This is a genomic window from Erythrobacter sp. MTPC3, from assembly GCF_042854385.1.
Taxonomy (GTDB): Bacteria; Pseudomonadota; Alphaproteobacteria; order Sphingomonadales; family Sphingomonadaceae; genus Erythrobacter.
The window spans coordinates 168,621-184,346 of record NZ_BTGP01000007.1 but is presented as its reverse complement, the minus strand read 5'-3'; the positions used below and the strand labels follow the sequence as shown (position 1 = coordinate 184,346).

Below are 15,726 nucleotides of genomic sequence, written 5' to 3'. Positions count from 1 at the left end.
TGTCCATGAATTACGCCGCATCGTCTCCTTCGCGGCTTATCGGCCCCGTCTCGCACAAATCGCTGACCGGGCAAATCCCGCATTTCGGAACACGCGCGCGGCACACTTTCTTCCCAAACTGGATCAGCCAGAAATGACCATCCGCCATGGCCCATTGAGGGCTGCGATCTTCAAGCTGCTGCGCAGTTTTTTCCGCGGTCTTCGCCTCTGTCAGACCGGTCCGGTTGCAAAAGCGGTGTACGTGCGTATCGACCGCGATCACGTCTTTGCCGAAGGTGAAGCTCATCACGATATCGGCACATTTTCGGCCAATGCCGGGCAGGCTCATCAATCCTTCGCGCGTGTCAGGGACCACGCCGCCATGATCGCCGAGCAAGGCGGTGCAGAACTTGCGAATGCTTTTGGTCTTGTTGTTGTAAAGCCCGCACGGCTTGATCGCGGCGGCAATCGCCTCATCTTCCAGCGCGAGCATTTCCTCGGGCGTCGTGGCAAGCGCAAACAGCGCGCGCGTCGCGGCGGCAGTGTTCCGATCGAGCGACTGGGCAGACAGCATACAGGAAATGCAAGACCGGAACGCATCGGGCTGCCCCTTTGGCCCCTTGGCATTCTTCGTCCGCCCCGGCATTTTTTCCGAAAGGATGCGGTAAACCTGTTCGACCTGTTCTTCGCTCAGCATAGTGCCAGAGCGATTTGCGGGCCGAAGCGGTTCCCGCGCACCGTCAACCTTTAGGTTTGAGCAGCTTGTCCGGCCTGATCCGGCGCGCCTCGCCAAACATCGAATAGGTCTTGTTCACGTAATTCGAAACATCGACGATGCTCTTGAGATATTTGTCCAGCTCCTCGGTGTCTTCCTGCTCGACCAGCCGAATATGCGCCGCCGGATTTTCGGTTTCAAAGCGGACATAGAACCACGGCTCCCCGCGTTTCAGCACCAGCGGTTTGCTCACGTCGTGCCATTCAAAACCCCAGCTAAGGGGGCGCGGCCAGATATGGACCGGGAAACGCCCGCCCATCTGCACACCGGGCCGCGGAGTGGGAAAATAGTCGAGATAGGGCGCGGTCTGCACGACATAGCACGGCTCATCCGCGACAAAGACATACGGCGCAACGATCTGGATGATGGGCCGTTCGGGATGCCGCCATTCGCTTTGCGGATGCAGCAGCATCATGCTGTTGCGGCCCTGCGGACGCATCGCGGATTTCTGTCCGTCGGCGTCCATCAGTTGCAATTGCCCATTCGGCTGGCGGCCAATAGTCAGGGTGAGGTCGATTGGGCAGGGAATGACAAAATGCCGCCGGTCGAAATCAATCGCCGCCGGGCAGACCTGCACCGATTTTGCCGAGGCTGGCTTTGGGTCTTTGCGGGAAAACGGCTTTGGCGGGGACCAGATCGCATCGCCGCCTTGGGGAAAGCGCACCGTCCAGCCAACAGTTACGCTGCGCGATTTGCCCTGCGCATCGCCTTCGCGTCGGTCGGCTTCCTCGGCAAATTGGTCTTCCCAGCTCATCGTCCCATCCTTCGTAACCTTGAAGATGACGTCATGGCGCGGCTGACCCCAGCTTGCAATCCTGCCTCACCGGACAGCCATCACACATGGGTTTGCGCGGGCGGCAATAGGTCTGGCCCAGTTTTTTGAGCAGCAGGTGGTGTTCGTCCATGTCCGCCGCGCTCCATTCCTCCGGGACAATAGGCATCAGCGCGTCATAGGTTTTGGCCGTATCAGCCTTCGGCGGCACGATCCCCATGCGCTGCATGATCCGGCGGTGGTGCCCGTCAATCACCATCGCGCGGCGATTAAAGGTGCTGGCGTTCATCACTCCAGCCGAATTTTTGCGCGCGACACCGGGCAATTGCTCCATCCAGGCCATCGCCTCTGCGGTTTCCAAATTGGAGAGGTGCCGCAGATCCGCGCTGCCGCGTGCCGCGATGATTGCATTCAGGCAATCCTTCAGCCTTCTGGCTGCAACGGTTGGAAAGGTCTGCCGCTGAAGCCGTTCTTCAAGGTCCGAAACCGGAGCCTGTGCCGCCGCCTCCCACGATCCATATTCTTCCAGCAGCGCATCGGTAGAGGCGTTGGACGCCGCAGTTTTCGTCTGCGCACCAATCACGCCGTGGACCAGCACCCAGACCGGATCGCGGCGTTTTTCAGGGGGACGTACGACCCTCCCAAACTCCGCAATCAGCGCAGCCTGCATCCGGCGAAGGATACCGGTGCGCGGATCAGGGCCGAGGTCGAGTTGCATGGAGCCGGAAAACCACGCCTCTACTGGCTGCGCTAAATACTATTGTTCAAGCTGGCCGCGAATTGCGCCCTTGGGATATTCGGCAGTGTGCACATTCACGTAGTAGTTGGAGAGGCCCTCATCGAATGCCTGCTGCACCCATGACGTATCAGTACTGCAGCCGCGCCAGCCGCCTTCTGTTGCCTGTGCGAGAGCGAGCACGACCGGCCCATCAATTCCAGCAGCACCCCGGTGGATGTGTGCACCCGTAATCGGGCCTAGCCCCTTGAGCTTGTTAAGATCCCAACAGACCCGTGAAAGTTCATCGGCAAAGCTGATTTCCGCCGAGCCGGAGCCATCGGGATCGCCCGCATGAACCTCATTTGCGCCCGAAAGCTGGGCTTCATATGTAGACGAAGTCGTCTCGGTATAAGCTTCCTGCAGAGTTTCGCATCCCGAAAGGGAAATGGCTGCGGTGCCGAGCAGGGCGATAGTGAAAGTTCGTGTGCGGGTCATGGAATACAGGCTCCTTAGCTGGTTTGGTCCACCTGATCCGTAACGTGCGGGAATCAGGGGCGTTCTGGTCTACCCGCCTATTGAGATGGCAGGCATCACTCCCATTCGATAGTACCCGGCGGTTTGCTGGTGTAGTCATACACCACACGGTTGATGCCTTGAACCTCGTTAACGATGCGGGTTGCGCATTGCGTCAGGAAGCTCGCGTCGAAGGGGTAGACATCCGCCGTCATTCCGTCAGTCGAGGTTACGGCGCGCAGCCCGCAGACGCTGTCGTAGGTGCGGCTATCACCCATTACGCCGACTGTCTTGACCGGCAGCAGCACCGCAAATGCCTGCCAGATCGCATCGTATAATCCGGCGTTGCGGATTTCTTCGAGATAGATCGCGTCCGCCTTGCGAAGGATATCGCAGCGTTCTTTGGTCACTTCGCCGGGAATGCGGATGGCGAGGCCGGGGCCGGGGAACGGGTGGCGGCCCACAAATGCTTCGGGCAGGCCAAGCTCGCGGCCCAGATCGCGGACCTCGTCCTTGAACAATTCGCGCAGCGGCTCGACCAGCTGCATGTTCATGCGTTCGGGTAGGCCGCCGACATTGTGGTGGCTTTTGATTGTAACGCTCGGTCCGCCGGTGAAGCTGACGCTTTCGATAACATCGGGGTAGAGCGTGCCTTGGGCGAGGAATTCGGCCCCGCCGACCTTTTTGGCTTCGGCCTCGAACAGGTCGATGAACGCGCCGCCGATAAACTTGCGCTTTTTCTCAGGATCAGTGACCCCGGCGAGGCCGCTGAGGAATGTTTCCTCGGCATCCACTGCCACCAGCGGGATGTTGTAATGATCGCGGAACAGCGAGACGACCTGCTCTGTCTCATTGAGGCGCATCAAACCATGATCGACGTAAACGCAGGTTAACTGATCGCCGACCGCTTCATGGATCAGCACCGCGGCAACCGCAGAATCGACGCCGCCGGATAGACCGCAAATTACGCGGCCAGAGCCAACCTGGGCGCGGATTTCTTCAATCTTGGTCTTGCGGAACTCCGCCATGGTCCAGTCACCTGTCAGACCGCAGACATGGCGCACGAAATTGGCAAGCAGTTTGCCGCCATCGGGGGTATGAACAACCTCCGGGTGGAACTGAGTGCCGTAAAATTTGCGCTCTTCATCGGCGATAACAGCGAACGGTGCGCCGTCGCTGGTAGCGACAATTTCGAAACCGGGCGCGAATTCGGTGACCTTGTCCCCGTGGCTCATCCAGACCTGATGCCGCTCGCCTTCTTTCCAGAGGCCGTCGAACAGGGCGCAGTCTTTTGTCACGGTTAGGTAAGCGCGGCCAAATTCGCCGCCTTCTCCCGTTTCATGGCCCGGGCGCACTTCGCCGCCGAGCTGCTGGCTCATGACCTGCTGGCCGTAACATATGCCAAGGATCGGCACGCCCGCCTCGAAAAAGCTTTGCGGAGCGCGCGGCGATCCGTCGTCGGGCACGCTTGCCGGAGAACCGGAAAGGATAATGCCTTTCGGTTTCATCCGTTTGAACGCGTCTTCAGCCATGCTGAACGGCGCGATTTCGCTGTATACGCCTGCCTCGCGCACGCGGCGGGCAATAAGCTGGGTAACCTGGCTGCCGAAATCGACGATCAGGATCGAATCTGGGAGGTGCTCTGCGTCCATCGGGCCGAGTTACGGAGCAAGCCCGATCCTGTCCAGCATGCCGTAACGTCAGCGCAAGACCTTTCGACAGATATTGCACTGCAGCACGCTAGACCTGCCGCAAAAGTGGGAAAAAATGTTGCATCTGCGGGAACCGATGCTGCGTAGTTCGCATTTGCAACATATCATTGTGCATTGCACCACAGTTTCTGACAACAATCGAGCGCCGGACAGCGGTGCCAATCAACCTCTCATCCCTCGGAGTTTATCAATATGCGTTTCTCTCTCCCGATCATCGCTCTCGCCGCAATCGCCGCCCCTGCCGCAGCTACACCGCAGTCCGGCGACGTTACCGTGCCAGTACGCATCGCATTCGCTGATATCGACGTGACCAGCAATGAAGGCCGCGCCGTTCTTGAACAGCGCATCGAAACCAAAATCGAAGCCGCCTGCACAGTTGAGCGTAATTCACGTTACAGCTTTGGCCGCGACGTAGTGGATCAGACCTGCGTCAAGAATGCCCGCGCAGAAGCTTTCGCCGCGGTTGAGCGGGTTGCTGCTGCAAAGTCACGCGGTGGCCGCGAAATTGCCGCCAACTAAACGGCTCTGCGCATCTCGCGCAGCCTGAATGCAAAAATCGGCCGTCGGAGCGTTCCGGCGGCCGTTTTGCGTCTATCCATTCAAATCCGATTGGCGCGATACCACGGCCACCTGGATGCCACCACCTATGTTGCAAAATATGCAAACAATTTCGATATTTTCGCATTTGAGTTTTATGTAATCGAACATCATTTAGCGGCTCTCAGCACGGTTCGGGCGTATCTCTCTCCACCCTCGAACGTGCTGTCGGTGCAATAACTGCCCCTCCCCGGACAGTAAGTTGCCAAACTGCTTGCTGCCTTTCAGCAGCCAGCCCTGAACATCAGGCAATTGCTTTCGTGCAATCAGCCGCTGTTTACGGGCACATGGCGCACTCCCCCTGCGCGCGGCTCTATCAGGCAATGCCAATTCGGCAGCAACGCAGCGAGTGAGACGCGGCCACCATACTCTCCCCCCTCCCCCTTGGTGGCCGCGTCTCCCTTCAAATCGCATCACGGAGCGATAGGCGGTGTTCCTCTGGAGCGGTGATCGCAAATAGCGATTACAGCGACCGGTAATTACTGTGCATCGTATAGTAACAATCTTGCCCTGCGCTTCGTATTTATAACCAGAACCACGGCGCAATCACGCGCCGGGCCGCCCCGCATCCAGGGCGCGGAACGGAGTAAAGACTATGACCGTCATCACTGAAAAGGCGATTGCTTTCGCCATCGCTCTCAGCGTCAGTGCAGTCTCGCTCAACACACTCATCGTGTAAGCGACTGCGCAATAGAAGTGCGGCGACTGCCAACCGGCAGCGCCGCACTTTTCACGTCTCAATCAATGCCGGCTCAAGCTGTGCTGGTTTGGTGTTCGGCCCGTTCGCGCAGTTCGGTTTTCAGCAATTTGCCGATATGGCTGCGCGGCATTTCGTCTACTGCGTAAAGCGCAGAAAGACGCTGCGTCTTGCCGACCCGCGCATTGACCGCGCCGCAAATCTCTTCGCAGCTGCGCGCGCCGCCTTTCAGCACCACGAAACCGACCGGCGTTTCCCCCCATTGCTTTGAAGCGATACCGACAACGGCAGCTTCTCTCACCTCCGCTTCCTTTTCCAGTTCCTCTTCAAGGTCGCTGGGATAGATGTTGAACCCGCCGGAGATGATCATGTCCTTCGCGCGCCCGACCAGATCGACAAAGCCGTCCTCGTCCACCCGGCCGATATCGCCCATTCGCATCCATGCCTCGCCGGTTTCTGGATCGATCCACTGCGCCTCTGCCGTTTTGTCCGGGCGGTTCTTGTACCCGCTCATCATCGTCATTGACCGTCCGATCATGTTTCCCGGCGTACCCGGGGGCACTTCGCGATCATCATCGTCCAGCACCCTCAGCTCGCTCCCCGGCGCAGGCCGCCCGACCGTGTGCAGCTTGTCAGGGAATTTATGCGCCTCCAGCAGGCAGACGACCCCGCCTTCGGTCATGGAGTAAATCTCTATGAGACCGCCCGGCATCCGGCGCAGGACCTCACCTTTCAATTCGGCAGAAAACGGCGCGGAGGTGCAATATTTCAGCGTGAGCGAAGACAGGTCGAAATCATCGAAGCCTGCAAAATCCATCAAACGCTGATATTGCACCGGCACCAACATCGTTACCGTCGAACGATCGGCTTGGGCATTGGTGAGCCAGCGCGCGCAATCGAACTTACCCATGATACGCACCGTGCCGCCCGCTGCCAGCACCGGCAGAAATGCGACCATCGTGGTGTTGGAATAGAGCGGGGTCGAGGCGATCGACCGGATTTCGATGCCCGCCTGCAGATACGAAAGCCCAGTCGCGGCGAATTGGGTCCAGCGCATCTGGTGCGAATGCACGATCCCTTTGGGAATGCCGGTCGTGCCGGAGGAATAGATGATGTTGAACGGATCGCGTTTATCCGGCTGGAAATCGGGTGCGCTCGTTCCAGCCGGCGCCATCCAGCCGCGCACGTCCTCCAGCGCGATGTGCTGCATGTCCGGCATGAAGGCTTCGTCCATCTCCGCCGATTTTGCTGCATCGATGAACAGGTGCCGTGCACCGGAATCGCGCGCCATCCCGGCAAGCTGCTCGGTCGATGCACTGGTGGTGAGCGGCGCAGCAACCCCGCCTGCGCGCACTGCGGCGAGGAAAACCAGCGCGTAATTGATCGATGACGTGCCAAGGATCGCCACCGACTGACCGCGTTCCAGCCCGGTCTCCACCAGACGCGTGGCGAGCCGTTCCACCATGTCCGCCAGATCGCGCCAGTTCAGCGTGCCCGCATCATCAATCAGGGAGGTTTTGTCCGGCTGAACTTGCGCCCATTCGCGCAGCAACGCTGGATACGAACCAAACGGGCCTGCAAGTTTTTCCTGCATGGATTGCACGCGATTATCTCCCACAAACTTTCTTTGCGGCAAGACTAAAGCGGACCGGCAATCTTGACCAGTGGTTGCGCCCGTCGCAGTGTCGCGTCCGTCAGTGGAAAACCGGCCAGAAATCCCCGTTGAAAGTTTGGGTTTCTCGGTTGCAGCGCCTATATAAATAGGATGAAAGAAAACACTGAAACTCCGCCTGAAAAAGCAAAGATGCAGGGCGAATACGGCGCCGATTCAATCAAGGTTCTCAAGGGACTAGATGCGGTCCGCAAACGGCCCGGCATGTATATCGGCGATACCGATGACGGATCGGGCCTGCACCATATGGTGTTTGAAGTGTCCGATAACGCCATTGATGAGGCGCTGGCCGGCCACTGCGACCTTGTTCTGATCGAACTGAATGCCGATGGCAGCGTATCTGTTGAGGACAACGGCCGCGGCATCCCTGTTGGCATGCACAAAGGCGAAGGCGTTTCGGCAGCCGAGGTCATCATGACCCAGCTGCATGCGGGCGGAAAGTTCGAAAACACCTCCGATGACAACGCCTACAAGGTGTCGGGCGGCCTGCACGGGGTTGGTGTTTCAGTGGTGAACGCCCTGTCTGACTGGCTGGAGCTGGTCATTTGGCGGGACGGCACAGAACACTGGATGCGGTTTGAAAACGGCGATGCAGTAAATAGTCTCGAAGTGCGCGGCGATGCGCCCAAGGTTGATCGCAATCCTGACGAAAATGGCTTTAAAAAAGGCACGCGGGTAACCTTCCACGCCTCTGACAGCACATTCAAGAATGTGACCGTGTTCGATTTCGACAAGCTGGAGCACCGTTACCGAGAATTGGCTTTTCTCAATTCCGGCGTCCGCATCCTGCTGCGCGACAATCGCGGCGAGGAAGTGCTGGAGCATGACCTGTTTTACGAAGGCGGCATTGCAGCCTTTGTCAGCTATCTCGACCGTAACAAAGAGCCGCTGATCGCAGCGCCAATCTCTGTTTCGGCTGAAAAGGACGGGATCGGGATCGATGTCGCTCTGGAATGGAACGACAGTTACTACGAAAATGTACTCACGTTCACCAACAACATCCCTCAGCGCGATGGCGGCACACACCTGGCCGCATTCCGCGCTGCATTGACGCGCACGCTTAACAATTACGCCGCCTCCAGCGGGCTTTTGAAAAAAGAGAAAGTCAGCCTTTCAGGTGAAGACATGCGCGAAGGGCTCACCGCCATTGTCAGCGTGAAACTGCCCGATCCCAAATTCGGTTCACAGACCAAGGACAAGCTGGTCAGCTCCGAAGTGCGACAGCCGCTCGAATCGCTGATGGGCGAGAAGATGAGCGAATGGCTTGAAGAAAACCCCGGTGAGGCGAAGATCATCATCCAGAAGATCATCGACGCTGCCGCCGCACGCGAGGCTGCGAAACGCGCCCGCGAAATGAGCCGCAAGGGCGCGATGAGCGTCGCCTCGCTCCCCGGTAAACTTTCCGATTGCCGCGAACGCGATGCAACGAAGGCCGAGATTTTCCTGGTCGAGGGCGATTCGGCAGGTGGTTCGGCCAAGGGTGGGCGTGACAGCCAGTATCAGGCGATCCTCCCGCTCAAGGGCAAGATCCTCAATGTCGAGCGCGCGCGGTTCGACCGGATAATTTCATCCAAGGAAGTCGGCACGCTGATCCAGGCGATGGGCACCGGCATTCGCGATGAATTCGATATCGAGAAACTGCGCTATCACAAGATCGTGATCATGACCGATGCCGATGTCGACGGGGCGCACATCCGCACCTTGTTGCTGACATTCTTCCATCGCCAGATGCCGGAAATCATCAAGGCAGGCCATCTCTACATCGCCCAGCCACCTTTGTTCAAAGTCGCCAAGGGACGCAGCGAGGTTTACCTGAAAGATCAGGCCGCGCTGGACCGGCATCTGGTCAGCGCCGGGCTTTCGGGCCGCGTGCTGGAAACGGCGACTGGCGCCCGCTCTGGTGAAGACCTGCATAGTCTGGTCGAACACGCACTGCAGATCCGCAATCTCATCGCGTTCGTGCCGCGCAAATACGACGTTTCAATTGTCGAACAGATGGCACTGTCCGGCGCACTCGACCCTGCGATAAACGACAGTGAGCGGGAAGCCGCTCTTGCTCTGACAGCACAGCGGCTTCAAAAATCCGATGAGGATGCAAAATGGTCCGCCGATCTGCGCGCCGATGGGTCGGTCATGTTTGCCCGCGTCTGGCGCGGTGTAACAGACGCACACGAGATCGAGGCGAAGTTCCTGACCAGCGCCGAGGCACGCAAGCTGCACACGCTTACCGCTGAACATGCCGAAGTTTATGCAAGCGCCGCCCAACTGGTGAAGGCCGGGGCGGTCAGTGAGGAAGAGCCGGAAGTGTCCGCCGACGATGAGGAAGTCATCGATGCCAGCTCGGATGATGCAATCTTCCGCCCGACCGAGCTTCTCGACAATGTCCTCGCCGCCGGACGCAAAGGTCTTTCGATTGCACGCTACAAAGGCCTGGGTGAAATGAACCCCGAGCAATTGTGGGAGACCACTCTCGATCCCGAAGCGCGCGTTCTGCTGCAGGTAAAGGTCGAGGACGCCGATGTGACCGACGAAATCTTCACCCGCCTGATGGGCGACGTAGTTGAGCCGCGCCGCGAGTTCATTCAGAACAATGCGCTGAATGTCGCCAATCTCGACGTGTAATTTGGCCACAGGCCGCCCGATTTGAGTTCTTTGACGCTTGATGTTTGGCTGATTTGGCCCGACATCAAGCGTCATGAGCAGCAAACCGCATCACACCCAGGATCTTCAACAGATCAGCTTTCTGATGGTGCTGGCCGCTGTCACCTTCCTGCTGGTGTGGATCGCGTGGCCTTTTGCCACGCCGCTCTTGTGGTCGGCGCTGGCTGCGATCATGTTCCAGCCGCTTTACAAATGGGCGCTGGTCAAATGCCGGGGGCGGCGAAATCCCGCAGCGCTGTTATCGCTGCTTATCATCCTGCTCGCCGTGATTCTTCCGGCGCTGTGGGTCGGGTCGCTGGTCGTGCGTGAGGCGTTATCTGCGATTGCGATGCTTCAGGAAAATCCCATCGACCTCGCCGCGCTGGCAAACGATATTTATGCCATGCTGCCCCGCGCCGCGCAGGAACTGGCCGAAGAAAGCGGCTGGACCGATGTCAGCGAGGCGCAGGAACGGCTTCAGGATATGCTTGGTGAAAGCGCCGGGATGCTCGCGAGCGAGGCTGTTTCGATCGGCAGCGGTGCTCTGGGCTTCATACTCAGCTTCGGTCTTGCCCTTTATGTGACCTATTTCCTGTTGCGCGACGGATCACGCATTGGTGAGACTTTGCTGCATTCTGCCCCTGTGGAGCGCGAAATTGCGGACCGGCTCGCTGAACGTTTCCTCGGCATTGTCCGCGCAACGATCAAGGGGTCCGGCGTGGTCGGCCTGGTTCAGGGCACGTTGGGCGGCATCACCATGGCGATTGCCGGCGTGCCATCGCCGCTATTGCTGGGTGTGATGATGGCGATCCTCGCGCTGATCCCGGCAGTGGGGACGGCGCTGGTGTGGGGACCGGTCGGGATATGGTTGCTGGTTTCGGGCGAGGTCTGGCAGGGCGTATTCGTGCTGGGCGCGGGCTCTATCGTGATCAGTTCCGCCGACAACGTCCTGCGCCCGATACTGGTTGGCCGCGATACCGGCATTCCCGACTGGATCATTCTGGTGACGACGCTGGGCGGGCTTTCGATTGCGGGCTTTTCCGGCATCGTGCTTGGCCCACTGGTCGCAGGCTTGTTCCTTGCGAGCTGGTCAATCCTGCAGGAACAGCGCGCAGAGGATGAGGAGGCAGCCGAGAAATACCGCACCCGTGTCGGCGTTGATGGCAAAGCGCGGCCACAGGTGGACACACAGCTGGACCAGAAACCTGTTCGCCGCCAGGAAGACGCCTAGACGATGCAGTCACTGGTCGCACCCGGCAGTCAGGCAGAACAGCTTGGGCGGCTGATGCTGGCCGGGATATTGGTGATCGTCCTGCCGGGCCTGCCTTTCGGCAATTACCTCATCTATCCCTTCGTGATCCTGACCACCTGGTTTCATGAAATGGGCCACGGCCTCGCTGCAATCGCGATGGGTCAGGAATTTGTGCAGCTGCGTATCTACCCCACCGGATCGGGCGTGGCGGAAAGTCTGGTCGATCCCAATGCCGGTGTTCTGACCCGCGCAGCCATTGCAGCGGGCGGGCCGCTCGCCCCAAGTTTCGTTGGCGCGGCGCTTATCATGGCCAGCGCCCATTCCCGGCTATGGCGACCTGCCCTGTGGGGTGTTGCCGCTGCAATCGTTCTATCGGTGCTGATCTATGTCCGCTCGTTCGTCGGCATTACCGTCCTGCCGCTGGTAGCAGCCGGGCTAGCACTGATCGCATGGCGGGCGAGCGCGGGTGCGGCGCGGTTTATGCTGCAATTTGTCGGCGTGCTGGGCGCGATGAGCATGCTGGCCGATTTCAATTACCTCTTCACAGAACGCGCGGTGATCGGCGGCAGTTCGATGCTGTCCGATACAGGACAAATCGAGGCCGCGCTTTTCCTGCCCCATTGGGTCTGGGCAAGCCTGATCCTGTTGCTATCGGCGCTGATGGTCGGGGGCAGTCTGAAATATGCGCTGAGCGAAAACCGGGGCCGCCCGCGCCGGCCAAAACCGCCGGCCAATGTGGTGCAATTCAAACGAAAGCCCTGATCCGCTTCCGAATGAGCCTAGGTCGCAATCCGCAGCTTGTTAACCCCGGCTGCCTCTGATCCGGCCTCATCACACAGACCTGTGAAGATGGTGTCGATGATCCGCGCAAGCTTTTCTTCTGACAGCTTTTCGCCAAGATAGATGACGGCATCGGGCATGGTGTAATTCGCCACCATCTGGTTGATCAGCGAAAGCGTTTCATCGATGCCCAGCCCGGCGAAATACCCGTCCGCCTGCGCCTCTGCGATGATTTCGCACTGGTAGTGATCGGCAAGGTCGACATAGGACCGGACGCGCTCGAAATTGGCAGCGCCCATTTCGCAGACATTGGTGAAAAATTCGGGGTCGGTGCGGAACCGTTCACGCGAAATCTCGAAGCGTCTGCGGAAAAACTCATACATCTTGCGATTCGGCGGAAGATCGGTCGCCAGCACCTCTTCCATCGCGGTCATGTGTGGTTTCAGCCAGACCTGCGCGATGGCATCGAACAAATCGTCATAATCATCGAAAATCTGATCAAATCGCGGGCGGGAAAGGCCGCTTTCGCTGACGGCGACCGCGTGCGGAATTTCAGCGCCGCGTTCCTTCACCAGGTCGAGCACCAGCAGCGCGATCCGCTCACGCTCGCTCTGCCGTGTTTGCTGGCTAAGTGCCATTGCGAAAGCCCTTCCTCATTTGCGCCCATTTAGGAAGCGGGCGCTGCGGATTAAAGGCTATAGCAGGATAATGTGTGCACCGCAGTATCGCGGTGCTCGCACTGTCTAGTCTGCGGGTGATTTGGGCGGAAGCGGGAAGAATGACGAGGTCCGCCGCTTGTAATCGGCGTATTTGTCACCTTTCGATTTATCCATATTCTTTTCGGTCAGCGACACGCCCGACCATTTCGTCAGGGTGAAGGTGAGGAACAGCGGTCCGACCACGGTATACAGCGCGTATTCCCAGCCTGCGCTCGCGCAGACCAGCCAAATGCCCCACCATGCCATGAAATCCCCGAAGTAATTCGGGTGGCGGGTATACCGCCAAAGGCCGGTATTCAGCACCTTGTCTTCGTTATCAGGATCGGATTTGAAACGGACCAACTGCCAGTCGCCGACCCATTCGAAAAAGATGCCGATCAGATAAACCGCCAGCCCAGCATAAGCGAGCGCGGTTATGGGCGCGGGCTGCGCGCTGGCTAGAATGCCGACTTGCGCAGGGCTGGACACCGCCATCAGCAGCGCCGCCTGCCCCAGCCACACTTTGGTCAGCGCGGCGAAGGCAAAGCTTTCTTTCTCGCGGTCTTTCTTGAGGATTTGTTTATAGCGTTTATCCTCGCCCTCTTTCCACCAGCGCGCGAATAGGTACGCACCCAGGCGAAATCCCCAAGCGCAAGTCATCACCGTCAGCAACACGGCGAGCGCGCCAGGGGTGTCGAGCTGGAAATAGCTGACGAGCGCCATTACGCCCATTCCTGCGCCCCAGAACGCATCAACAAATGACACGTCATTGATACGAACGGAAAGGCGCCACTGGATCAGGACCAGCGCGACAAGGATCGCTGTATTCAGCAGCAGGGCTTCAAATATCATTCTTGCCTTCGATGATCGCTTTCGCCTGCGCCTCGAGCACCTTGAACCGGTCGTAATCGGGGAGCTTTGAACGGAACCACTGAGCGAGCCTCAGTAGGTCTTCTCCATAATTCCCGGTCGGGATCAGAGGTTCCCCGAAACCGATGACCATCTTGTCATTATCGGCATAGGCCGGAACGATCGGCACGGCTGCGGCCTGGGCAATGTTGTAAAACCCGGATTTCCATTTGCCGTCCGAGGACCGCGTGCCCTCACACGCAATTACCAGCGCCAATTCGTCGCGCGCTTCGAATTCGGCCGCAACTTGATCGACGGCATTGGTCTTTTTGGTGCGGTCAATGGGGATGCCGCCCATGTCGAACATGAAGTTGCGCATCATCCCTTGAAACAGCGTGTGTTTGCCCATGAAGTTGGGCTGCACGTCCTCTTCGTGTGTTGCCCCTGCAAAAAACACGAAATCCCAATTCGACGTATGCGGCGCGCCAGCGATCACGTATTTCTTGAGGTCTTTCGGCAGCGAGCTTTCAACCTTCCAGCCTTTGAAATGGTAAATCCAAATGATGATCCGCCGCACTATGCGCGACAGCAGAGTAGGCCTGCGGGTTTCGTTTTGTGGCAATTGTCTCTCCCCGAGCGCCGCTGTCTCTCAATCGGGGGAGTTACGCAAGGGAAAGAGCGAGGGTTGCACTGCTGACGGGCACTGGAGTTAAAGCCCGCCGATCCTGACCCATCGCCAAGGCTGGATCAGTTAGCAGTACAGGCCTGGGTAAACATGCGGCTCTGTTCAATCTGCTGGCCGGCCCTGAAACCGGCGAGCGGATTGCGCAGCGTATACCAGTCGGTTGACGGATCGGACCGTAGCGCGATGAACGATGCCTCATAGCCAGACTCTATCCGCCCCGCTTTCCGGTCTTCACCAAATGCAATTTTGATACCGTTTTCAGTGCCGATCCGAAGCAATTCCGGCCCTTCGAAAAGGCCGGTGGCGCGCAGCAGGTCCAGCTCATCCAATGCATCGGCGCTGTAGCGATCCGATCCTGCACCGATCACCACACCGGCATCGCGTAGCAATTTCAGATTGTAGGCCTGCAATTCCTGAGCGTCTTTGAGCGCCTGCCCCGATGCACCGTTGAAAGCGATTGCGACGGTCGGGACGACAGCGACATTATTCCTCGCCGCAATCGCCGCGTCTTCCGCCGTCAGCCGATACGCGTCGATCAAATCGCGCCGCGCACCTGCATGTCCGGGCATATGCACAATCGCCGCCACGCCCAGTTCAAATGCAAGACGCGCATCGGCTGCGAATTCGACATGAACCATTGGTCTCAGCCCCAGCTTTTTCGCCTCGTCCACCGCCGCGCGAAAGCGTTCCCCGTCCAGCGCCTTGGTATCGGGTGACTTGTGATCGTAAAGCATCAACTTGACCGCAGTCGCGCGGGTCGCGGCCACAGCACGCACCGCAGCGCGGACATCTTCGGCGGTAGCAGCCTCGTGATAGGCACGGCCCGGCAGTTCCTCGACCGTGATCTCGCGGTAGATGCGAGCGCGCACCAGCCCTTCGTAAAGCGGGCGCGGATGGCCGCCCGGTCCGGTGATGCCGCCCCCGGTATAGGCCATTTCGACCTGATCTGGGGCCAGCGGCAACGCCGCGTCATCGTCACGTAGGATGCTGTTGGGGTTGAGCGCGTAATAGATGCCGCGATCCAGAAATCCGCGATGCACCGAACTGCCGGGCCGCATCACTTCGTCGAGCGTATGGGTATGGGCATCGACCAACGGCGGAATAATATACATCCACCCAGCCTCAATCTCAGGTGCTCCGACAGGATGCTCACTAACAAAGCGCCTACCGTCGATCGACACATCGCGCGTCTCGAACCCATCACCTGTAAAGACGTTCGCATCTTTCAGAGTGAACTGGCAGGTCGGGATTTCCTGCGCAGCGGCTGGCGCTGCAAGGACCGCACCCATCAAAGAAATCGGTGCGAGGAAGGTTTTGAGGTTGCTGTGTTTTGTCATGCCCGATTGTTAGCTTGGCATGACGAAATCGGCGAAATTTTGCGGCGAAC

At 58.8% G+C, this 15,726-nt stretch carries 14 protein-coding genes; 4 read left to right on the top strand and 10 right to left on the bottom strand.

From position 1 onward, the window contains the following. Positions 1 to 10 precede the first annotated feature (10 nt). From nth (ACGHU1_RS11260) to guaA, 5 genes are all read right to left on the bottom strand, one after another. The gene (nth, locus tag ACGHU1_RS11260; protein ID WP_390586959.1) at positions 11 to 676 is read right to left on the bottom strand and encodes an endonuclease III domain-containing protein; all 666 of its coding nucleotides are present in this window, start codon (positions 674 to 676) and stop codon (positions 11 to 13) included. A 43-nt stretch (positions 677 to 719) separates the two neighbouring features. Then, positions 720 to 1,508: a hypothetical protein gene (locus ACGHU1_RS11255; protein WP_390586957.1), complete on the bottom strand. Its 789-nt coding sequence runs from the start codon at positions 1,506 to 1,508 to the stop codon at positions 720 to 722. Between the two features lie 31 nt (positions 1,509 to 1,539). Continuing rightward, on the bottom strand, positions 1,540 to 2,244 hold the full coding sequence (gene nth, locus ACGHU1_RS11250) for an endonuclease III domain-containing protein (protein WP_390586955.1): 705 nt from the start codon (positions 2,242 to 2,244) through the stop codon (positions 1,540 to 1,542). A 39-nt stretch (positions 2,245 to 2,283) separates the two neighbouring features. Next, positions 2,284 to 2,739, bottom strand: coding sequence for a CHRD domain-containing protein (locus tag ACGHU1_RS11245; protein WP_390586953.1), 456 nt, complete (start codon positions 2,737 to 2,739; stop codon positions 2,284 to 2,286). Between the two features lie 95 nt (positions 2,740 to 2,834). Then, positions 2,835 to 4,409: a glutamine-hydrolyzing GMP synthase gene (gene guaA, locus ACGHU1_RS11240; protein ID WP_390586951.1), complete on the bottom strand. Its 1,575-nt coding sequence runs from the start codon at positions 4,407 to 4,409 to the stop codon at positions 2,835 to 2,837. Between the two features lie 252 nt (positions 4,410 to 4,661). On the opposite strand from guaA, the gene ACGHU1_RS11235 reads away from it, so the two are divergent. Then, a complete protein-coding gene (locus ACGHU1_RS11235; RefSeq protein WP_390586949.1) occupies positions 4,662 to 4,988 on the top strand; it encodes a UrcA family protein in 327 nt (108 codons plus the stop codon). 830 nt (positions 4,989 to 5,818) lie between these two features. On the opposite strand, the gene ACGHU1_RS11230 is transcribed toward ACGHU1_RS11235, so the two are convergent. After that, a complete protein-coding gene (locus ACGHU1_RS11230; RefSeq protein WP_390587047.1) occupies positions 5,819 to 7,357 on the bottom strand; it encodes an AMP-binding protein in 1,539 nt (512 codons plus the stop codon). Between the two features lie 171 nt (positions 7,358 to 7,528). Between ACGHU1_RS11230 and gyrB the strand changes: the two genes are divergently transcribed. The 3 genes from gyrB (at position 7,529) to ACGHU1_RS11215 (ending at position 12,089) form a co-directional block, all read left to right on the top strand. Further along, a complete protein-coding gene (gene gyrB / locus ACGHU1_RS11225) occupies positions 7,529 to 10,057 on the top strand; it encodes a DNA topoisomerase (ATP-hydrolyzing) subunit B (protein ID WP_390586947.1) in 2,529 nt (842 codons plus the stop codon). Between the two features lie 73 nt (positions 10,058 to 10,130). Continuing rightward, positions 10,131 to 11,306 (top strand): AI-2E family transporter, encoded by a 1,176-nt coding sequence (locus ACGHU1_RS11220; RefSeq protein ID WP_390586945.1) that lies wholly within the window; start codon positions 10,131 to 10,133, stop codon positions 11,304 to 11,306. Positions 11,307 to 11,309: 3 nt separating this feature from the next. Beyond that, positions 11,310 to 12,089: a M50 family metallopeptidase gene (locus ACGHU1_RS11215; RefSeq protein WP_390586944.1), complete on the top strand. Its 780-nt coding sequence runs from the start codon at positions 11,310 to 11,312 to the stop codon at positions 12,087 to 12,089. A gap of 17 nt (positions 12,090 to 12,106) precedes the next feature. On the opposite strand, the gene ACGHU1_RS11210 is transcribed toward ACGHU1_RS11215, so the two are convergent. From ACGHU1_RS11210 to ACGHU1_RS11195, 4 genes are all read right to left on the bottom strand, one after another. Beyond that, on the bottom strand, positions 12,107 to 12,745 hold the full coding sequence (locus ACGHU1_RS11210) for a hypothetical protein (RefSeq protein ID WP_390586942.1): 639 nt from the start codon (positions 12,743 to 12,745) through the stop codon (positions 12,107 to 12,109). A gap of 105 nt (positions 12,746 to 12,850) precedes the next feature. Further along, positions 12,851 to 13,657, bottom strand: coding sequence for a DUF1295 domain-containing protein (locus ACGHU1_RS11205; protein WP_390586940.1), 807 nt, complete (start codon positions 13,655 to 13,657; stop codon positions 12,851 to 12,853). Beyond that, positions 13,647 to 14,276 (bottom strand): lysophospholipid acyltransferase family protein, encoded by a 630-nt coding sequence (locus ACGHU1_RS11200; RefSeq protein ID WP_390586938.1) that lies wholly within the window; start codon positions 14,274 to 14,276, stop codon positions 13,647 to 13,649. Before ACGHU1_RS11200 ends, ACGHU1_RS11205 begins: the two co-directional genes overlap by 11 nt. A 125-nt stretch (positions 14,277 to 14,401) precedes the next feature. After that, positions 14,402 to 15,676, bottom strand: coding sequence for an amidohydrolase family protein (locus ACGHU1_RS11195; protein ID WP_390586936.1), 1,275 nt, complete (start codon positions 15,674 to 15,676; stop codon positions 14,402 to 14,404). Between the last annotated feature and the right edge of the window lie 50 nt (positions 15,677 to 15,726).